The organism is Pseudomonas sp. SWI7 (assembly GCF_006351945.1).
Classification (GTDB): Bacteria; Pseudomonadota; Gammaproteobacteria; order Pseudomonadales; family Pseudomonadaceae; genus Aquipseudomonas; species Aquipseudomonas fulva.
Genome location: NZ_CP040930.1, coordinates 4,403,199 through 4,417,186, shown reverse-complemented (window position 1 = coordinate 4,417,186; position 13,988 = coordinate 4,403,199). Strand labels below are relative to the sequence as shown.

At 63.1% G+C, this 13,988-nt stretch carries 13 protein-coding genes; 9 read left to right on the top strand and 4 right to left on the bottom strand.

Features of this window, described 5'->3' with window-relative positions; all coding sequences use genetic code 11:
* The first annotated feature begins 8 nt into the window (after nucleotides 1-8).
* Nucleotides 9-653: an oxidoreductase gene (locus tag FH041_RS20275; RefSeq protein ID WP_023534952.1), complete on the top strand. Its 645-nt coding sequence runs from the start codon at nucleotides 9-11 to the stop codon at nucleotides 651-653.
* 35 nt (nucleotides 654-688) lie between these two features.
* On the opposite strand, the gene FH041_RS20270 is transcribed toward FH041_RS20275, so the two are convergent.
* The 4 genes from FH041_RS20270 to FH041_RS20255 form a co-directional block, all read right to left on the bottom strand.
* Nucleotides 689-976, bottom strand: a complete 288-nt coding sequence (locus FH041_RS20270; protein WP_027915153.1) for a YceK/YidQ family lipoprotein — start codon at nucleotides 974-976, stop codon at nucleotides 689-691.
* On the bottom strand, nucleotides 973-1,602 hold the full coding sequence (ubiX, locus tag FH041_RS20265; protein WP_027915152.1) for a flavin prenyltransferase UbiX: 630 nt from the start codon (nucleotides 1,600-1,602) through the stop codon (nucleotides 973-975). The genes FH041_RS20270 and ubiX overlap by 4 nt, the downstream gene beginning before the upstream one ends.
* Nucleotides 1,599-2,948 carry a UDP-N-acetylmuramate:L-alanyl-gamma-D-glutamyl-meso-diaminopimelate ligase gene (gene mpl, locus FH041_RS20260; RefSeq protein WP_059183607.1) on the bottom strand — a complete coding sequence of 450 codons (1,350 nt, stop codon included), beginning with the start codon at nucleotides 2,946-2,948 and terminating at the stop codon, nucleotides 1,599-1,601. Before mpl ends, ubiX begins: the two co-directional genes overlap by 4 nt.
* A 65-nt stretch (nucleotides 2,949-3,013) precedes the next feature.
* Complete coding sequence (locus tag FH041_RS20255) at nucleotides 3,014-4,960, bottom strand: sigma-54-dependent Fis family transcriptional regulator (RefSeq protein ID WP_027915150.1); 1,947 nt, start codon at nucleotides 4,958-4,960, stop codon at nucleotides 3,014-3,016.
* Between the two features lie 254 nt (nucleotides 4,961-5,214).
* On the opposite strand from FH041_RS20255, the gene FH041_RS20250 reads away from it, so the two are divergent.
* The 8 genes from FH041_RS20250 to FH041_RS20215 all read left to right on the top strand — a co-directional run bounded on the left by FH041_RS20250 (nucleotide 5,215) and on the right by FH041_RS20215 (nucleotide 13,899).
* Complete coding sequence (locus tag FH041_RS20250) at nucleotides 5,215-6,735, top strand: aldehyde dehydrogenase family protein (protein WP_140174986.1); 1,521 nt, start codon at nucleotides 5,215-5,217, stop codon at nucleotides 6,733-6,735.
* 165 nt (nucleotides 6,736-6,900) lie between these two features.
* Entirely contained in the window at nucleotides 6,901-8,349 is a 1,449-nt protein-coding gene (gene eat / locus FH041_RS20245) for an ethanolamine permease (RefSeq protein WP_027915148.1), read from the top strand.
* 46 nt (nucleotides 8,350-8,395) lie between these two features.
* Nucleotides 8,396-9,790 (top strand): ethanolamine ammonia-lyase subunit EutB, encoded by a 1,395-nt coding sequence (locus tag FH041_RS20240; RefSeq protein WP_027915147.1) that lies wholly within the window; start codon nucleotides 8,396-8,398, stop codon nucleotides 9,788-9,790.
* A gap of 12 nt (nucleotides 9,791-9,802) precedes the next feature.
* Entirely contained in the window at nucleotides 9,803-10,621 is an 819-nt protein-coding gene (eutC, locus tag FH041_RS20235) for an ethanolamine ammonia-lyase subunit EutC (RefSeq protein WP_027915146.1), read from the top strand.
* Nucleotides 10,622-10,916: 295 nt separating this feature from the next.
* On the top strand, nucleotides 10,917-11,564 hold the full coding sequence (locus tag FH041_RS20230) for a DedA family protein (RefSeq protein WP_023535016.1): 648 nt from the start codon (nucleotides 10,917-10,919) through the stop codon (nucleotides 11,562-11,564).
* A 15-nt stretch (nucleotides 11,565-11,579) separates the two neighbouring features.
* On the top strand, nucleotides 11,580-12,395 hold the full coding sequence (locus FH041_RS20225) for a zinc-dependent peptidase (protein WP_049695376.1): 816 nt from the start codon (nucleotides 11,580-11,582) through the stop codon (nucleotides 12,393-12,395).
* A gap of 92 nt (nucleotides 12,396-12,487) precedes the next feature.
* Nucleotides 12,488-13,015, top strand: coding sequence for an inorganic diphosphatase (ppa, locus tag FH041_RS20220; protein ID WP_023534987.1), 528 nt, complete (start codon nucleotides 12,488-12,490; stop codon nucleotides 13,013-13,015).
* Between the two features lie 182 nt (nucleotides 13,016-13,197).
* A complete protein-coding gene (locus FH041_RS20215) occupies nucleotides 13,198-13,899 on the top strand; it encodes a helix-turn-helix transcriptional regulator (protein ID WP_027915144.1) in 702 nt (233 codons plus the stop codon).
* Nucleotides 13,900-13,988 lie beyond the last annotated feature (89 nt).

Here is a 13,988-nt window from a genome sequence, read left to right as displayed (position 1 = left end):
GAGACATCATGTACTTGACGCCTCAGCATGTCCTGCTTGCCGGAGCGACCGGCCTGACTGGCGAGCACCTGCTCGACCGCCTGCTCAACGAGCCCACCATCACCCGGGTGCTGGCGCCTACACGCCGGCCTTTGGCAGAACATCCACACTTGGAAAACCCCGTGGGCGATCCGGCTGTCTTTTTACCCCAGCTGGAGGGCCGCGTGGACATTGCCTACTGCTGCCTGGGCACGACATTGAAGCAGGCAGGCTCGGAGTCTGCATTCAAGGCCGTGGACCTGGACATGGTGGTGGCCTTCAGCAAGCGGGCCCGTGAGATGGGGGCCAGGCACTTGCTGGTAATCAGTGCCGTGGGTGCCGACCCGACTTCCTCGATCTTCTACAACCGCGTCAAAGGTGAGATGGAAGAAGCCCTCAAAGCCCAGGACTGGCCTCAGCTGACCATCGTCCGCCCGTCGCTGTTGCTCGGGGAACGCACCGAGCCAAGGCTCACTGAAACCCTGGCCGCTCCCTTTTCCAAGCTGATTCCTGGCAAGTACCGGGGCATAGAGGCCTGCACCCTGGCGCGAGCGCTGTGGCGCCTGGCGCTGGAGGAAGAGGACGGTATCCGGATCGTGGAGTCGGACGAGTTGCGCAAGTTGGGGAAAAACTGAGCCGCTGCCTGCTCGCAAGCGGCTAGGTGCAGCACTCAGAAGCCGCCGCTGCCGTGATAGTAGATGCCGGCTGCAGCTGGCAGGGTCAACGGCAGTAACAAGGTATCGAGCAGAAAACTCGCCGGCAGATCGAGGGAGGCGAACCGAGGCGCCTCAACGCCGAAGCGGGCCTGGGGGCAACAGCCACCGCTGATCGCATACCAATCCAGCCGGGTGCCTGCATAGACCACGGGCGCCCCTGGCTTGGTGCCATCCAGGGTGCGTACCGTGGCGCAGCCACCGAGCATCAACACAGCCAACGTCCCGGCCAGCCCTCTTTTCAATCATCCACCCCATAGTGATGTTCACCCCAACGCGGCAGCATGTCCTGAGGGATGTTCAGCAAGTTGAGGATGCGCGCCACCACGAAGTCGACCAGATCGTCGATGGTCTGTGGCTGATGATAGAAGCCAGGCGAGGCTGGTAGCATGACCGCACCCATCTGCGACAGCTTGAGCATATTCTCGAGGTGAATGGTAGAAAACGGCGCCTCACGAGGCACTAGGATCAACTGTCGACGCTCCTTGAGGGTGACATCGGCAGCCCGCTCGATCAGGTTGTTGCACGCACCGGTGGCGATCGCCGACAGCGTGCCGGTGGAACATGGCACCACGACCATGGCCGCCGGTGCGCCGGAACCCGAGGCCACGGGCGACATCCAGTCTTCCTTGCCGTACACCCGAATTTGCCCGTCGGCAGCCCCGGTGTACTCGGTCAGAAACGCCTGCATCGCCTGCGGCTTGGCAGGCAGCAGGACGTCGGTTTCGGTCGCCATGACCAGCTGTGCCGCCTTGGAAATCAGAAAGTGCACCTCCCGATCTTCGCGCACCAGGCAATCGAGCAGGCGCAGGCCGTACTGCGCACCCGACGCCCCGGTCATCGCCAGGGTAATGCGTTGCGGCCCGTTCACTTGAGCGCCTCGGCCAGCTTGCCGTGCAGGCCGCCAAAGCCGCCGTTGCTCATGATCACCACCTGGGTACCGGGTCGCGCCTGGCGCTTGACCTGCTCAATGATCGCCTCGAGGCTGTCGGCCACTACGCTGGGGACTTTGCATTGCGCGGCCGTGGCTGCCAGGTCCCAACCCAGGTTGGCCGGGGCATACCAGATCACCTGGTCAGCATCGTTGACGCTTTCAGGCAGGCCATCGCGGTGCGCGCCCAGTTTCATCGAATTGGAGCGCGGCTCGATGACGGCGATCACCGATGCATCACCCACGCGCTTGCGCAGGCCGTCCAGGGTGGTGGCGATGGCCGTGGGGTGATGGGCGAAATCATCAAAGATGGTCACGCCTTGCACTTCGGCGACCTTTTCCATGCGCCGCTTGACGCTCTTGAACGCACTGAGGCCCTCGATGCCCATCGCCGGTGCCACGCCAACGTGACGAGCGGCCGCCAGGGTCGCCAAGGCGTTGGCCACGTTGTGCTGACCGGTCAGGGCCCACTCCACCACGCCTTGCACGTGCCCGTCGAACAGCACCTCGAAACGCGATCCGTCCGGGCTGAGCAGGCGTGCCTGCCACTGACCGCCGTCACCGGTGGTCTGCACGGGCGTCCAGCAGCCCATCTCGATGACCCGGGCCAGCGCGTGTTCGGACGTGGGATGGATCACCAGCCCTTCGCTGGGGATGGTGCGCACCAAGTGATGGAATTGACGCTCGATGGCGGCAAGGTCAGGAAAAATGTCCGCGTGGTCGAATTCCAGGTTGTTCAGGATTGCCGTGCGCGGATGGTAATGCACGAACTTCGAGCGCTTGTCGAAGAAGGCGCTGTCGTACTCGTCCGCTTCGACCACGAAGAACGGCGTATCACCCAGCCGCGCCGATACGGAGAAATTCTGCGGCACCCCACCGATCAGGAACCCAGGGCTCATGCCGGCATGCTCGAGCACCCAGGCCAGCATGCTGCTGGTGGTGGTTTTGCCGTGGGTACCGGCGACTGCCAACACCCAGCGACCCTGCAGCACATGGTCGGCCAACCACTGCGGGCCCGACACATAAGGCAGGCCTTTGTTGAGCACATGCTCCACCGCCGGGTTGCCACGGGACATGGCGTTGCCAATGACGACCAGATCGGGAGCCGGCTCCAGCTGGGCAGGGTCATATCCCTGAGTCAGCTCGATGCCCTGGGCCTGGAGCTGGGTGCTCATCGGCGGATAGACGTTGGCGTCAGATCCGGTGACGCGGTGGCCAAGTTCCTTGGCCAGCACCGCCAGCGAGCCCATGAAAGTGCCGCAAATACCGAGAATGTGAATGTGCATGGTCGACCTCGCAAAACTTCGAGGCAGGGTAGCCCAGGGCGCGACAAATCGCACCCGCTGTTTCGTTACAAGGGCCGACTGATGCCATGCTTGCGCAGTTTGCGATACAGCGTGTTACGGCTGATGCCCAGATGCTCAGCTACCCGAGTAAGCTGCCAATGCCGGGCCTCGAGAACGGCCAGCAGCGCATGGCGTTCGGCCGCCTCCAATGTGGTCTTGTTCCCAGGTACCGATGAACCCTCATTCGGCAAGCCCGACATGGCCACGGCCGCGGCGTCTTGCCGACGCGCCGTGCGCACCACGGCAGGCAAGTCTGCCAGCGTGACGCGACCCTCGTCGCACAAGGCTGCCAGGGTGCGCAGCACGTTGCGCATCTGCCGCACGTTACCAGGCCAGGGGTAGTCCAGCAGTGCCTGACGCGCCTTGGGTTCGAGCTCGATCAGCTGGCCCTGGGTTTCCTGGCGCAGCAGCACGTCCAGCAACTGCGCTTTGTCGCTGCGCTCGCGCACGGCAGGCAATGCGACTTCGAGCCCATTGAGGCGGTAGTAAAGATCTTCACGGAACGTACCCTGGGCCACTCGTTGCAACAGGTCCCGGTGGGTGGCACTGATGATGCGTACATCCACAGCCTGCGGCTCGCCGCCGATTGGCACCACCTGCCGCTCTTCGAGCACGCGCAGCAGCCGCGTTTGCAGATCCAAGGGCATGTCGCCGATCTCGTCGAGCAGCAAGGTGCCGCCGTCGGCCTGCAGCAGCTTGCCGCGCATGCCTTCCTTGCGCGCCCCGGTGAAGCTGCCGGCCCGATAGCCGAACAACTCGCTTTCGATCAGGCTTTCGGGGATGGATGCACAGTTGATGGCCACGAAGGGCTTGTCCCGGCGTTCGCTGGCCTGATGCACGGCCTGGGCGAAGGCTTCCTTGCCGCAGCCCGTCTCTCCACTCAGCAGCAGCGGTACATTGCGCTCGAACACCCGCACACTGCGGCGAAAATCGTGTTGCAGTGCCGGGTCCAGCAGGCAGACCTGCGCAGGCTGCCGCACGACGCGGCGCGCATGCCCGGCGGGCACGGTCCAGACCGGCGTACGTGCCTGGCCACGCAGGCTGGCGAACACCTGCCGCCCGTCCAGGGTCAGCAGCGGCCAGGCTGCGCTGCCATCGGGCATGGCACGGCTGAACAGCTCGTCATGGGTGCAGGCGAAAAACTGCTCCAGGGTCTGCCCTTCCACGCCGGCTCGCACGCGGCCCAGCAGGTTCAGCGCACTCTGGTTGGCCGCGCAGATACGGCCATCGCCGTCGACTGCCAGCAGCCCCTCGCTGAACAGCCCGACCGACTCGGCCTGCAGGTGAAAACGCAGCAGCCAGTGGTGCTCGAACTGGCGCATGAAATAGCAGCTTTCGATCATCTTGGCCGACAGGGTCACCATGGCCATGGTGTGGAATTCGCTTTGGCGCGAGACGTCGGGCCGCGCTGAAGACACATCCAGCACGGCCAGCAAGTGCCCGTGAGGGTCGAACACCGGGCTGGCCGAACAGGTCAGCCCCGTATGCCGCCCACGAAAGTGTTCGTGCTGGTGAATGGTCAACGCCTGGCGTTCGACCAGGCAGGTGCCGATGCCGTTGGTGCCCTCTCGCGCCTCGCTCCAGTCAGCGCCCAGCCACAGCCCGGCCTGCTCGAAGCTGCGCCGCTCGGTAGGAGCGGTGACGCAATTGAGGATCACACCACGGGCATCGGTGAGCAGCACCGCATGGCCGGCACCGGAAAGCTGCTGGTGCAGGCTGTTCATTTCCTGATCGGCGATTTGCAGCACCTGGCGCATGCGTTCGCGGCTTTCCAGCAGGCGGCCATGCTCGAGGACCACCGGGGCTTCGGCCAGCGCGGGATCCAGATGATAGTCCTCCAGGCAGCGCAGCCAGGAGCGGGCAATGGACGGGTCGCTGCCGCCTTCGACACCGCCGCCATGGGCGACCGTATGCACTTGCCTGGCATGCCGGGTAAATGGATTGCTCTGCATTATTGTGGTTCTCCGCAGATAGAGGCTAAAGCCAGCATCCTCCACAGCAGGCCGGTTTGCAATGCACCCGCCACAAGGCGTGTCATCGGCGGTACACAGTGTCACCCAAGCCTGTATCGAACACGGCACATCGCGGGTGGCCAGTGGGCGCTGTGCGGCGCCAACTGCTTGATTTCATTGAAGCGCAAAACGATGGCCCAACCTTTGCTCTACGCTTTGCACTCCACACAAACACAATAGCCAGGAGACACACCATGCGTTATGCACATCCCGGTACCGAAGGCGCGAAGGTTTCCTTCAAAAGCCGCTACGGCAACTACATCGGTGGTGAGTTCGTTCCTCCGGTAAAGGGTGAGTACTTCACCAACACATCGCCCGTGGACGGGCAGCCGATTGCCGAATTCCCCCGTTCCACCGCCGAAGACATCGACAAGGCCCTGGACGCTGCCCACGCCGCTGTCGATGCCTGGGGCCGCACGTCCGTCCAGGACCGCTCCAACGTGTTGCTGCGCATCGCCGACCGTATCGAGCAGAACCTCGAAGTGCTGGCCATCACCGAAACCTGGGACAACGGCAAACCCGTGCGGGAAACCCTCAATGCCGACATCCCGCTGGCCGTCGACCACTTCCGCTACTTCGCCGGATGCATCCGCGCCCAGGAAGGCGGCGCTGCGGAAATCAACGAAAGCACCGTGGCCTACCATATCCATGAGCCGCTGGGGGTGGTCGGTCAGATCATCCCGTGGAACTTCCCGATCCTGATGGCCGCCTGGAAACTCGCGCCGGCGCTGGCAGCAGGCAACTGCGTGGTGCTCAAGCCCGCCGAACAGACGCCACTGGGCATTACCGTGCTGGTGGAGCTGATCGGCGACCTGCTGCCCAAGGGCGTGCTGAACGTGGTGCAAGGCTATGGCCGTGAAGCGGGCGAGGCGCTGGCCACCAGCAAGCGCATCGCCAAGATTGCCTTCACAGGCTCCACGCCCGTGGGCTCGCACATCATGAAGTGCGCGGCCGAGAACATCATCCCGTCGACGGTGGAACTGGGCGGTAAATCGCCGAACGTGTACTTCGAAGACATCATGCAGGCCGAACCGAGCTTCATCGACAAGGCTGCCGAAGGCATGGTCCTGGCATTTTTCAACCAGGGCGAGGTGTGCACCTGCCCATCCCGAGCCCTGGTCCAGGAGTCGATCTACCCGCAGTTCATGGAAGTGGTGATGAAGAAGGTGCTGCAGATCAAGCGCGGCGACCCGCTGGACACCGACACCATGGTCGGTGCACAGGCCTCGCAACAGCAGTTCGAGAAGATCTTGTCTTACCTCGAGATCGCCCAGCAGGAAGGCGCCGAGCTGCTGACCGGGGGCAAGGTCGAGAAACTCGAAGGCGCGCTGGCCACCGGTTACTACATCCAGCCGACCCTGCTCAAGGGCAACAACAAGATGCGCGTGTTCCAGGAGGAAATCTTCGGCCCGGTGGTGAGCGTCACCACCTTCAAGGACGAGGCCGAAGCCCTGGCCATTGCCAACGATACCGAGTTCGGCCTGGGCGCCGGGGTCTGGACCCGCGACATCAACCGTGCCTACCGCATGGGCCGCGGCATCAAGGCCGGGCGTGTGTGGACCAACTGCTACCACCTGTATCCGGCGCATGCGGCCTTCGGGGGTTACAAAAAGTCCGGTGTTGGCCGTGAGACCCACAAGATGATGCTCGATCACTACCAGCAGACCAAGAACCTGCTGGTGAGCTACGACATTAACCCACTGGGCTTCTTCTAAGCCCTGCGCCGGTCTTTCCACCGGTTACGGTGCAAAGGCCGGCGTTGACTGGCCCTCTGTTCAGGGCGGTTGTCATGCACCAACCGCTCTGGCTCGCTTCCTGCAGTACAGATCACCATCGGCCCGAACCCCTTCCGGCCACCAAGAAAAAGAACAGGTGAAACCATGCCAAGCGAACAACCAGCCGGTAGCCCGGCAGGCTCTTCCGTAGATTTCGAGAAAGTCGGTTCCGACTATTTCCAACAGCGTGAACTCAAGAAAGGCGCCGCCGGCTGGGTGCTTCTGGTCGGCCTAGGCGTTGCCTACGTCATCTCCGGCGACTACGCCGGCTGGAACTTCGGCCTGGCCCAGGGCGGCTGGGGCGGCATGTTCCTCGCAACCCTGCTGATGGCCACCATGTACCTGTGCATGTGCTTCTCCCTGGCCGAACTGTCGTCGATGATCCCTACTGCCGGCGGTGGCTACGGGTTCGCCCGCAGCGCCTTCGGGCCCTGGGGCGGGTTCCTGACCGGCACCGCCATCCTGATCGAGTACGCCATCGCGCCGGCGGCCATTGCCACCTTCATCGGCGCCTATTGCCAGTCGTTGTTCGGCATCGGCGGCTGGATGATCTACCTGGCGTTCTACGTGGTGTTCATCGGCATCCACATCTTTGGCGTGGGCGAGGCGCTCAAGCTGATGTTCATCATCACCGCCATCGCCGCCGTTGCACTGGCCGTGTTCCTAGTGGCCATGGTGCCCCATTTTGATGCAGCCAACCTGTTCGACATCGCCGTCACCGATGCCGCAGGGGCCAGCAGCTTCCTGCCGTTTGGCTATGTAGGCGTGTGGGCAGCCATTCCCTACGCGATCTGGTTCTTCCTGGCGGTCGAGGGCGTGCCACTGGCTGCCGAAGAAACCAAGAACCCCAAGCGCGACCTGCCACGCGGCCTGATTGGCGCGATGCTGGTGCTGGTGGCGTTCGCCCTGCTGATCCTGATCGTCGGCCCCGGCGGCGCAGGCTCCGAAGCACTCAAGGCCTCCGGCAATCCGCTGGTCGAGGCGCTGGCCAAGGCTTACGGCGGTTCCACCTGGATGGGCAGCTTCGTCAACCTGGTGGGCCTGGCAGGCCTGATCGCCAGCTTCTTCTCGATCATCTATGCCTACTCGCGCCAGATCTTCGCGCTGTCGCGAGCCGGTTACCTGCCGCGCAAACTGTCCGAGACCAACAAGAGCAAGGCACCGGTCATGGCGTTGGTGATCCCAGGCATCATCGGTTTTGCCCTGTCGCTGACAGGTCAAGGCGACTTGCTCATCCTGGTTGCCGTGTTCGGGGCTACCTTGTCTTATGTACTGATGATGGCGGCGCACATCACCTTGCGCATCCGTCGCCCGAAAATGGAGCGCCCTTACCGCACCCCAGGCGGCATCTTCACCTCGGGCCTGGCCCTGGTGCTGGCCTGCATCGCCGTGGTCGCCGGCTTCCTGGTCGACCCGCGCGTGGTGATTGGCGCTGCCGTGATCTATGCGGTGCTGATTGCGTACTTTGCGTTCTACAGCCGTCACCACTTGGTAGCGGGCACGCCAGAAGAGGAATTCGCCGCGATCCAGAAGGCCGAAGAGGCCTTGCACTGATCGACGACACTCGCCGCGGGGCGCCCCGCGGCTTTGGAGAATCTGCATGGCAAGTTTCGTACACACCGTAGGCAACCTGGTCTATCGCTTCGACAGCCTCAGGGAAGTGATGGCCAAGGCCAGCCCGGCACGCTCCGGCGACTACCTCGCCGAGGTCGCGGCTTCAAGCGATGGCGAGCGTGTGGCTGCGCAAATGGCATTGGCCAACATTCCGCTCTCGCATTTTCTGAGCGAAGCGCTGATCCCCTACGAAGACGACGAAGTCACCCGCTTGATCATCGATACTCACGATGCACAGGCGTTCGCACCGGTCAGCCACCTGACCGTGGGCGGCTTGCGTGACTGGCTGTTGAGCGAGCAGGCCGACGAAAACAGCCTGCGCGCATTGGCGCCGGGCCTGACGCCGGAAATGGCCGCCGCCGTATCGAAGATCATGCGCGTCCAGGACCTGGTGCTGGTGGCCCAGAAGATCCGTGTCGTCACCCAGTTTCGCGGCACCATGGGCCTGCGCGGGCGCTTGTCGACGCGACTGCAGCCCAACCACCCTACCGACGAACCGGCCGGTATCGCGGCGAGCATTCTCGACGGCCTGCTGTACGGCAATGGCGATGCCATGATCGGCATCAACCCGGCCACGGACAGCACCGCCTCCATCTGCGCGCTGCTGGAAATGCTCGATGCCATCATCCAGCGCTACGACATTCCGACCCAGTCCTGCGTGCTCACCCATGTCACCACCTCGATCGAGGCGGTCAACCGGGGCGTGCCACTGGACCTGGTCTTCCAGTCCATCGCCGGCACCGAGGCGGCCAATGCAGGGTTTGGCATCAACCTGAACGTGTTGCAGGAAGGGTATGAAGCAGGGCTGTCGCTCAAGCGCGGTACTCTGGGGCAGAACCTGATGTATTTCGAAACCGGCCAAGGCAGTGCGCTGTCGGCCAATGCCCACCATGGTGTCGACCAGCAGACGTGCGAAACCCGCGCCTATGCCGTCGCCCGCCACTTCAAGCCGTTTCTGGTCAATACCGTGGTCGGTTTCATTGGCCCGGAGTACCTCTACAACGGCAAGCAGATCATTCGCGCGGGCCTTGAAGACCACTTCTGCGGCAAGTTGCTGGGCGTGCCGATGGGCTGCGACATCTGCTACACCAACCACGCCGAAGCCGATCAGGACGACATGGACACGCTGCTGACGCTGCTGGGGGTCGCCGGGATCAACTTCATCATGGGCATTCCCGGCTCGGATGACATCATGCTCAACTACCAGACCACGTCGTTCCATGACGCCCTGTATGCCCGCCAAACCCTGGGCCTCAAGCCTGGGCCTGAGTTCGAAGCATGGCTGGCACGGACCGGCATCTTCACCCAGGCCGACGGCCGGATACGCTTTGGTGACAACCTGCCGCCAGCCTTCCGGCAGGCCTTGGCACAGCTTGCATAGGAATCGCCGATCATGGACAACCGCACCCCCACCCCCGAAAACCCTTGGCTGGCCCTGCGCAACCTCACCCCCGCGCGTATCGCCTTGGGGCGCGTGGGCACCAGCCTTCCGACCAGTGCGCAACTGGATTTCCAGTTCGCCCATGCCCAGGCTCGGGACGCCGTGCACCTTCCATTCGACGTGGCTGAGCTGACCGCACAGCTCGATCAACGCGGGCGCGACAGCCTCGTGTTGCACAGCGCCGCAAGCGACCGTCATCAATACCTGCAGCGGCCCGACCTGGGCCGGCGCCTGAACGAGGATTCGGTCGCCACCTTGCGCCAGCATGCCCAGGCCAACCCCGGCGGGGTCGACTTGGCAATCGTGGTTGCCGACGGGCTGTCTGCCTTGGCGGTACACCGTCATACACTCCCGTTTCTGACGCGCCTTGAGGAGCAGGTCAATGCCGAAGGCTGGACCTGCGCGCCCATCTCCTTGGTTCAGCAAGGACGCGTGGCGGTGGCAGACGAGGTCGGCGAGCTGCTCGGGGCTCGCATGACCGTGATGCTGATCGGTGAGCGGCCAGGGCTCAGTTCACCGGACAGCCTGGGGCTTTACTTCACCTACGCCCCGAGGGTCGGGCTGACCGATGCCTACCGCAACTGCATTTCCAATGTTCGCCTGGAGGGGTTGAGCTACGGCATGGCCGCGCATCGGCTGCTGTACCTGATGCGTGAAGCCTGTCGGCGCCAGCTGTCAGGCGTGAACCTCAAGGATGAGGCTGAAGTTCACAGCCTGGAAAGTGACGAACTGGCCAGCCAGAAAGGTAATTTTCTGCTGGGCAAGGGCTGAGCACCTGCGCAGGAGGATGGCGGTGCCCCCGCTGCCCTGCTGCGCGCTACAGACGGGCGACTGAACACGCTCGTCGAAGCCTCCGTGCGTCGAACGTGGACGATGAACGATGCCCATGGCCTCAGTGTCTGTCTGCCTTACTACAACGCGGCTCACGCCTTCCTACTGCCGTAATCCCTCGCTACAAACTGTGCGGGCGTGATCCTCACTTCGCCGTATAATGGCCCACTTGTCATGTGTGAAATTTCACTCCTCCAGGTAACCGAGCCTTCGACCCAGACCACAGGTGCTGTACATGGATTTCAACCCGCTGGACCTCATCCTGCATCTCGATGCGTACCTTGATCTGTTGGTCACCAATTACGGGCCCTGGATCTATGCCATTTTGTTTGCTGTCATATTTTGCGAAACCGGCCTGGTGGTGATGCCCTTCCTGCCAGGCGATTCCTTGCTGTTCATCGCCGGTGCAGTCGCTGCCGGCGGCGGCATGGACCCTGTCCTGCTGGCCGGGTTGCTCATGATCGCTGCCATCCTGGGCGACAGCACCAACTACGTGATCGGGCGAACGGCCGGCGAGCGCCTGTTCAGCAACCCGAACTCGAAGATTTTCCGCCGCGACTACCTGCAGCGCACTCACGACTTCTACGAGCGTCACGGCGGCAAGACGGTCACCATGGCGCGTTTTCTGCCCATCCTGCGCACGTTCGCGCCGTTCGTGGCCGGTATTGCCCGCATGCACTACCCGCGCTTTCTCGGTTTCAGCATTGCCGGTACGTTGCTCTGGGTAGGTGGCCTGGTCACGCTGGGGTACTTCTTCGGCAACGTGCCGTTCATCAAGCAGCACCTGTCGCTGATGGTAGTGGGCATCATCCTGCTGTCGCTGGTCCCGATGATTCTCGGCCTGCTGCGCACCCGCCTGGGCCGCACGGCCAAAGCGCACTGAGGCGCTTGAGCGGGCATGTGGTCGTTCAGCGCCTGGCGGCGCAAGCGCACGTTGGCGCGCTTCCCGATCAGCGTCCAGCAGTGGCAAGCCGTGCGCGAGCGCTTGCCCATACTGGACGGTATCGACGAGGCCGAAGACCAATGGTTGCGCGAGGCCAGCATCCTGTTCCTGAACGAAAAGCACCTGACGTGCCTGCCAGGCGTCGAGCTCGACGATGAGCAACGCCTGGTACTGGCAGCGCAAGCTCAACTGCCGTTACTCCACCTGGGCGACCTGAACTGGTACCAGGGCTTTCACGAAATCATCCTCTACCCCGACGACTTCAAAAGCCCGCAGCGCCACCGGGACGCCAGCGGCGTGGAGCACGCCTGGGACGGCGAACACAGTGGCGAGGCCTGGCAGCAGGGCCCGATCATCCTGGCCTGCAATGGCGTATTCGGCAGCGGCGGCTGGGAAGCCTACAACCTGGTCATCCATGAGCTGGCGCACAAGCTGGACATGCTCAATGGCGATGCCAATGGCCTGCCTCCCCTGCACAGCGACATGCCTGTGCAACGCTGGGCGAATGCCATGCAACACGCCTTCGACGACCTCAACCGGCAACTCGATCGGGACCCGGAAGCCGACACGCCGATCGACCCTTATGCCGCCGAAAACCCCGCCGAGTTCTTCGCCGTAACCAGCGAGTACTTCTTCAGCGCCCCCGACCTGCTGCACCAGGCCTACCCCGAGGTCTACCAGCAACTGTCGCTGTTCTACCGGCAGAACCCGCTTGCACGCCTGACCCGGTTGCAAAGCGAGCATCCCGACTATCGCCATCCCCCCGCCTAGCGCCCGGTTCATTGGGCCAGACGTGGCATGCCCCGTCGGAATATGCCTATAATCGCCGCCACTTTTTTGGTCAAACACGGGGGCACTGCCCAATGAGCTACAGCAAGATTCCGGCGGGCAAAGACCTGCCGAACGACATCTACGTCGCCATCGAGATCCCGGCCAACCACGCGCCGATCAAATACGAGATCGACAAGGACAGCGACACGCTGTTCGTCGACCGTTTCATGGCCACCCCTATGTTCTACCCGGCCAACTACGGCTTCATCCCCAACACCCTGGCTGACGACGGTGATCCGCTGGACGTGCTGGTGGTTACCCCTTACCCAGTGGCCCCAGGTTCGGTCATCCGCGCCCGCCCGGTGGGTGTCTTGAACATGACCGACGATGGCGGCGGCGACGCCAAGGTCATCGCGGTCCCCCACGACAAGCTGTCGCAGCTGTACGTGGACGTGAAGGAGTACACCGACCTGCCTGCCCTGCTGATCCAGCAGATCGAGCATTTCTTTGCCAACTACAAAGATCTCGAGAAAGGCAAGTGGGTCAAGATCGAAGGCTGGGACGGCGCTGACGCCGCCCGCGCTGCGATCACCAAATCGGTCGAAGCCTACAAAGGCTAATCCTGATTGCACGAAAAACCCGCTTCGGCGGGTTTTTTTTGGCGCGCAATACGCTTCACAGCCAATCGCGGCGCAAGCGTCCTACAACGTCCTACACCCGCGTCTGACTGCCCTACGTTTCCCCTTTGCCCATCAACATCTTGTTCATACCCTTGGTGGCACCGTGCCGCTAAACTTTCCCCATGAACACATCTGGTGAACGTTTAAGAGCCCTTCTTCAGGAATGCGGACTGACCCCTGCCGACTTCGCCGCACAGCGCGGCGTGACGCCTCAGCACGTCAACAACTGGTTCAATCGCGGGGTACCGCTGGCTCGCCTGGACGAGCTTGCCGACCTGTTCTGCGTGCACCGTCGCTGGCTGCGCACGGGTGAAGGCGCCAAGCATCCCAATGCCATCCTGCGCACCTGTCCGCCACGCCCTGTGCCGATAGATGCTCCCATTCCGCGTGCGGTTCATCGCGGGCGCGTAGTGCACGTGCCGTTCCACGAGGTGCGCAATGGCCTGCTGTGCAAGGTGTCGGGGCGTGCCTTGCGCCTGCCGGCCAACGCCCTGCGAATGCTGGGTGTCAAACACGACACGTCCATCTGCATGGCCATGCCAGGCGGCAACATGGCCCCCTTGATCCCCGTCGAAGCGACCCTGGCCATCGACATGAGCATGACCCAGATCGTGGAGGGCGAAACCTATGCCCTGCTGATCAATGGTGCGTTGCGCGTGCACAACCTGACCATGGGTGAGCACGGCACGCTTTACCTACACAGCCATGACCGGCACAACTATGCCGTCGAGCGCTTGACCCCCAGCCAGCGCCAGGCGCAAGGGCTAGAGATCCTGGGATGGGTCTATCACTGGTCCCATTTTCGACGGCAGCGGCCTGGCTGAAACACCCTGTGCCATTTTTTGCTGGGCATCAGGTGCATGCCCTTGTATGCTACGCGCACATCAGCCCCGACCGGCCCAAGCCGCAGTCC

Coding starts and splice junctions, on each gene's coding strand:
- FH041_RS20275 (WP_023534952.1), top strand. CDS start 9: ATGTACTTGACGCCTCAGCATGTCCTGCTTGCCGGAGCGACCGGCCTG.
- mpl (WP_059183607.1), bottom strand. CDS start 2,948: ATGCACATTCACATTCTCGGTATTTGCGGCACTTTCATGGGCTCGCTG.
- FH041_RS20255 (WP_027915150.1), bottom strand. CDS start 4,960: ATGCAGAGCAATCCATTTACCCGGCATGCCAGGCAAGTGCATACGGTC.
- FH041_RS20250 (WP_140174986.1), top strand. CDS start 5,215: ATGCGTTATGCACATCCCGGTACCGAAGGCGCGAAGGTTTCCTTCAAA.
- eat (WP_027915148.1), top strand. CDS start 6,901: ATGCCAAGCGAACAACCAGCCGGTAGCCCGGCAGGCTCTTCCGTAGAT.
- FH041_RS20240 (WP_027915147.1), top strand. CDS start 8,396: ATGGCAAGTTTCGTACACACCGTAGGCAACCTGGTCTATCGCTTCGAC.
- eutC (WP_027915146.1), top strand. CDS start 9,803: ATGGACAACCGCACCCCCACCCCCGAAAACCCTTGGCTGGCCCTGCGC.
- FH041_RS20230 (WP_023535016.1), top strand. CDS start 10,917: ATGGATTTCAACCCGCTGGACCTCATCCTGCATCTCGATGCGTACCTT.
- FH041_RS20225 (WP_049695376.1), top strand. CDS start 11,580: ATGTGGTCGTTCAGCGCCTGGCGGCGCAAGCGCACGTTGGCGCGCTTC.
- ppa (WP_023534987.1), top strand. CDS start 12,488: ATGAGCTACAGCAAGATTCCGGCGGGCAAAGACCTGCCGAACGACATC.
- FH041_RS20215 (WP_027915144.1), top strand. CDS start 13,198: ATGAACACATCTGGTGAACGTTTAAGAGCCCTTCTTCAGGAATGCGGA.